Source organism: Saccharothrix sp. NPDC042600 (assembly GCF_040647305.1).
GTDB classification, from domain to species: domain Bacteria; phylum Actinomycetota; class Actinomycetes; order Mycobacteriales; family Pseudonocardiaceae; genus Actinosynnema; species Actinosynnema mutabilis.
The window spans coordinates 1-3,367 of the sequence record NZ_JBEZBW010000207.1; the positions used below are offsets into that span (position 1 = coordinate 1).

The 3,367-nt window shown below is 73.7% G+C and carries 3 protein-coding genes; 2 read left to right on the forward strand and 1 reads right to left on the reverse strand.

Annotation, left to right across the window (positions count from 1 at the left end; all coding sequences use genetic code 11):
- Nucleotides 1-115 precede the first annotated feature (115 nt).
- Nucleotides 116-1,372, reverse strand: a complete 1,257-nt coding sequence (locus AB0A74_RS42585) for a hypothetical protein (protein WP_358258915.1) — start codon at nt 1,370-1,372, stop codon at nt 116-118.
- A gap of 109 nt (nt 1,373-1,481) precedes the next feature.
- Between AB0A74_RS42585 and AB0A74_RS42590 the strand changes: the two genes are divergently transcribed.
- Nucleotides 1,482-2,243 carry a metallophosphoesterase gene (locus AB0A74_RS42590; protein WP_358258917.1) on the forward strand — a complete coding sequence of 254 codons (762 nt, stop codon included), beginning with the start codon at nt 1,482-1,484 and terminating at the stop codon, nt 2,241-2,243.
- A gap of 73 nt (nt 2,244-2,316) precedes the next feature.
- Nucleotides 2,317-3,246: an NADP-dependent oxidoreductase gene (locus tag AB0A74_RS42595; RefSeq protein WP_358258919.1), complete on the forward strand. Its 930-nt coding sequence runs from the start codon at nt 2,317-2,319 to the stop codon at nt 3,244-3,246.
- Nucleotides 3,247-3,367 lie beyond the last annotated feature (121 nt).

Here is a 3,367-nt window from a genome sequence, read left to right on the forward strand (position 1 = left end):
CTTCTGGCCGAGACGATCATGACCGCCCTGATCGGCAAGTTCGGTGATCTGTTCGGGCGCGCCACCACCAGCGCGGCCACCACCGCCGCCAGGCCGCCCCGCTTCCGCACGCCCGTCATCGGTACTCCTTCAACCGCTGCCACAGCCCGGCCGCCGACGCGACCGCCGCCACCAGCGCCAACAGCACCACCGCCGGCACCGCGCCGGTCAACGCGCCGCGCGCCCGCGCGATCGTGTCGGTCAACCGCGCCCGCGCCGCGTCCAACGACTCCCGCAGGTCGGTGTCCAGCGCGTCGAACGCCGCCGCCGCCCCCTCCGGCCCCGGGCCCAGCGCCAACCCGACCGCCGCGGTGTAGTCGCCCCGGTCGTCGGCCTCCCGCAGCCGCAGGTGGGCGTCCTGCCAGCGCACGAAGTGGTCCCGCGCCCGGTCCGAGGCCGCCCGCGCCAGCAGGCCCTGCAACTCCTCGGCCCGGGTCACGTAGAGCTCCTCGTACCTCGCGCCGCTGCCCCGCGCCACCAGCGTCAACGTCTCGTCGCCGCGCGCGGCCAGCGTCGCGATCCGGGCCCGGGCCAGCACGTCCACCACCTCGGCGTCGTCCTGGCTGGACGACGCGCCCGACACCGCCACCACCGACGCGCCCAACACCCACAGCAGCGACACCACCGACGCCGCCGTGGCCGCCACCAACCCGACGTTGAGCAGCCGGTTCGTCCTGCGGGTCAGGTACCGCTGCGCCGCCACGAGCACCGCCAGCAGCGACGCGCCCACCAGCAGCTCCAGCCACGGCAGGGTCGTCGCCCCGCCCAGGTCGCGCACCACGTTCGCGGTCTCGGCCCGGTAGAGCGACTGGGCGGCGGGCAGCAGCCGGTCGCGCATCAGCGTCGAGGCCTCCCGCAGGTAGGCCGCGCCCACCGGGTTGCCCTGCCGGTTGTGCGCCCGCGCCGTCTCCACCAGGCCCGTGTAGACCGGCAACTGCCCGGACAGCGTGGACAGCGCCCCGCCCAGCTCCGGCGACCGCGTGATCTCCCCGGTCGCGGTGGACAGCGCCGCCGCGGCCTTGGCCACGTCCTGCTCGTAGCGCCGCCGCAGCGTCGCCGACTCGACCCCGCCGGACAGGAACGCGCTCGCCGCCGTCGCGTCGGCGTCGGCCATCGCCCGGTAGACCTCCTGCGCGGCGTAGGCCAGCGGCTCGCTGCGGTCGGCCAACGCGGTCAACGCCTCCGACCGGCGCTGCACCGAGGCCGCGGTCACCGCGCCGACCAGCAGCGTCGACGCCACCAGCAGCAACGCCAGCAGGGTCAACCGGCCCGGCGTGCTGCGCGCGAGCCCGGTCACCCGGCGCACGGGGTTCCGCTGAGCCTCGACCAGCACGACCGCCCCCTTTCCGAGGTGATCGGCGCCACACGCCGCACCGTTAGCGTAGATCCGCCGTGATCGGAAAGGGGGCTGTTCGCGACCGCCGGTCACTACGCTCGGGACCGTGACGGTCATCGCGCACCTCAGCGACACCCACTTCGACGGCGGCCCCCGCGCGGCCGGCCGGGCACGCCGGGTCATGGACCACCTCAACGGCCTGCCCGGTCCGCTGGACGCGGTCCTCGTCAGCGGTGACATCGCCGACCACGGCCTCACCTCCGAGTACGAAGAGGCGCGGGAGCACCTGGCCTCGAAGTTCCCGGTTCTGGTGCTGCCGGGCAACCACGACGACCGCGGAAACTTCCGCCGAACCCTCCTCGGCACGCCCGCGAGCGGCGACCCCGTCGGCGGCGGCCCGGTGCGCGAGGGCCCGGTCAACCAGGTCGAGAAGATCGGCGACGTCGTCTTCGCGCTGTGCGACTCGTCCATCCCCGGCCGCTCCGACGGCCTGCTCGACGACGACACCCTGGCCTGGCTGGACGACGTGCTGGCCCACGGCGCGCGGACGTTCGTGTGCTTCCACCACCCGCCGGTGACCGTGCACGAGCCGAGCATCGACGCCATCCGCCAGTTCGGCGAGGACCGCCTGGCCGAGATCCTGACCAGGCACGACAACGTGGTCGGCGTGCTGTGCGGGCACGCGCACACCGGCGCGGCCTCCACGTTCGCGGGCAAACCGCTGCGCGTCGCGCCCGGTGTGGTGAACACGCTGCTGCTGCCGTGGGAGTCCGACCGGGTCATCGACCTGGACCTGCCACCCGCGATCGCGTTCCACGTGCTCTCCGACGACGGGCGCCTGACCACCCACTACCGGGTCGTGGCCTGAACGTTGCGGACCTTGGCCCGCGCGCGGCTGGCCGGGCCCCGGGTGTTCGATGAGGATCGATCCCATGAGCACCATGCGCGCCATCAGCCAGGACCGCCTCGGCGGCCCCGACGTGCTGCACGAGGTCACCCTCCCCAAGCCGGAACCCGGCCCGACCGAGGTCCTGGTCCGGGTGCGCGCCGCCGGCGTCAACCCGGTGGACGCGAAGACCCGCGCCAACGGCGGCTTCCTGACCCCGCCGTTCGTGCTGGGCTGGGACGTCTCGGGGGTCGTGGAGGAGGTCGGGGTCGGGGTGACGCTGTTCGCCCCGGGCGACGAAGTGGTGGGCATGCCCCTGTTCCCGCGCGAGGCGGGCGCGTACGGGGAGTACGTCGTAGCACCGTCCCGCCACTTCGTGCACAAGCCCGCCGCGCTGGACCACCCGCACGGGGCGGCCCTGCCGCTGGTCGGGTTGACGGCGTGGCAGAGCCTGGTCGAGACCGCCGACGTCCGCGCGGGCCGGCGGGTCCTGGTGCACGCGGGCGCCGGCGGGGTCGGACACGTGGCCGTCCAGATCGCCGCCGCGCGGGGCGCCCACGTCATCGCGACGGCGAGCGCGGCCAAGCACGAGTTCGTCCGATCGCTGGGCGCGGCCGAGGTGGTGGACTACACGGCGGTCGACTTCGCCGAGGTGGTGCGGGACGTGGACGTCGCTTTCGACACCGTGGGCGAGGACATCGGAGCCAGGTCCGTGCCGACGGTCAAGCCGGGCGGAATCGTGGTCACCATCCTGGGCCGTTCCCTGGACACCCTGAACGCGGCAGCCGAGGGCACCGAGGTCCGGACCGCAGCGGTGCTGTGCGAACCCGACCGCCACGGCCTGCTCGCACTGACCGACCTGGTGGACCAAGGACTCCTGCGCACCGAACTGGACACGGTCCTACCCCTGGAACGGGCCGCGAAGGCCCACGAACTCCTGGAGACGGGCCGAACCCGAGGCAAAATCGTCCTCACCATCGACTGACACACCGCACCCGAACGACCGAGCTTTTCGCCGCGCAGCGGCGTGCTTTTGGTTCGGGCTCCCAGCCACAAGGGGCCTTCGTGTTCCCCACCGTATGACCTGCCCGAAGGGCTACCACAGA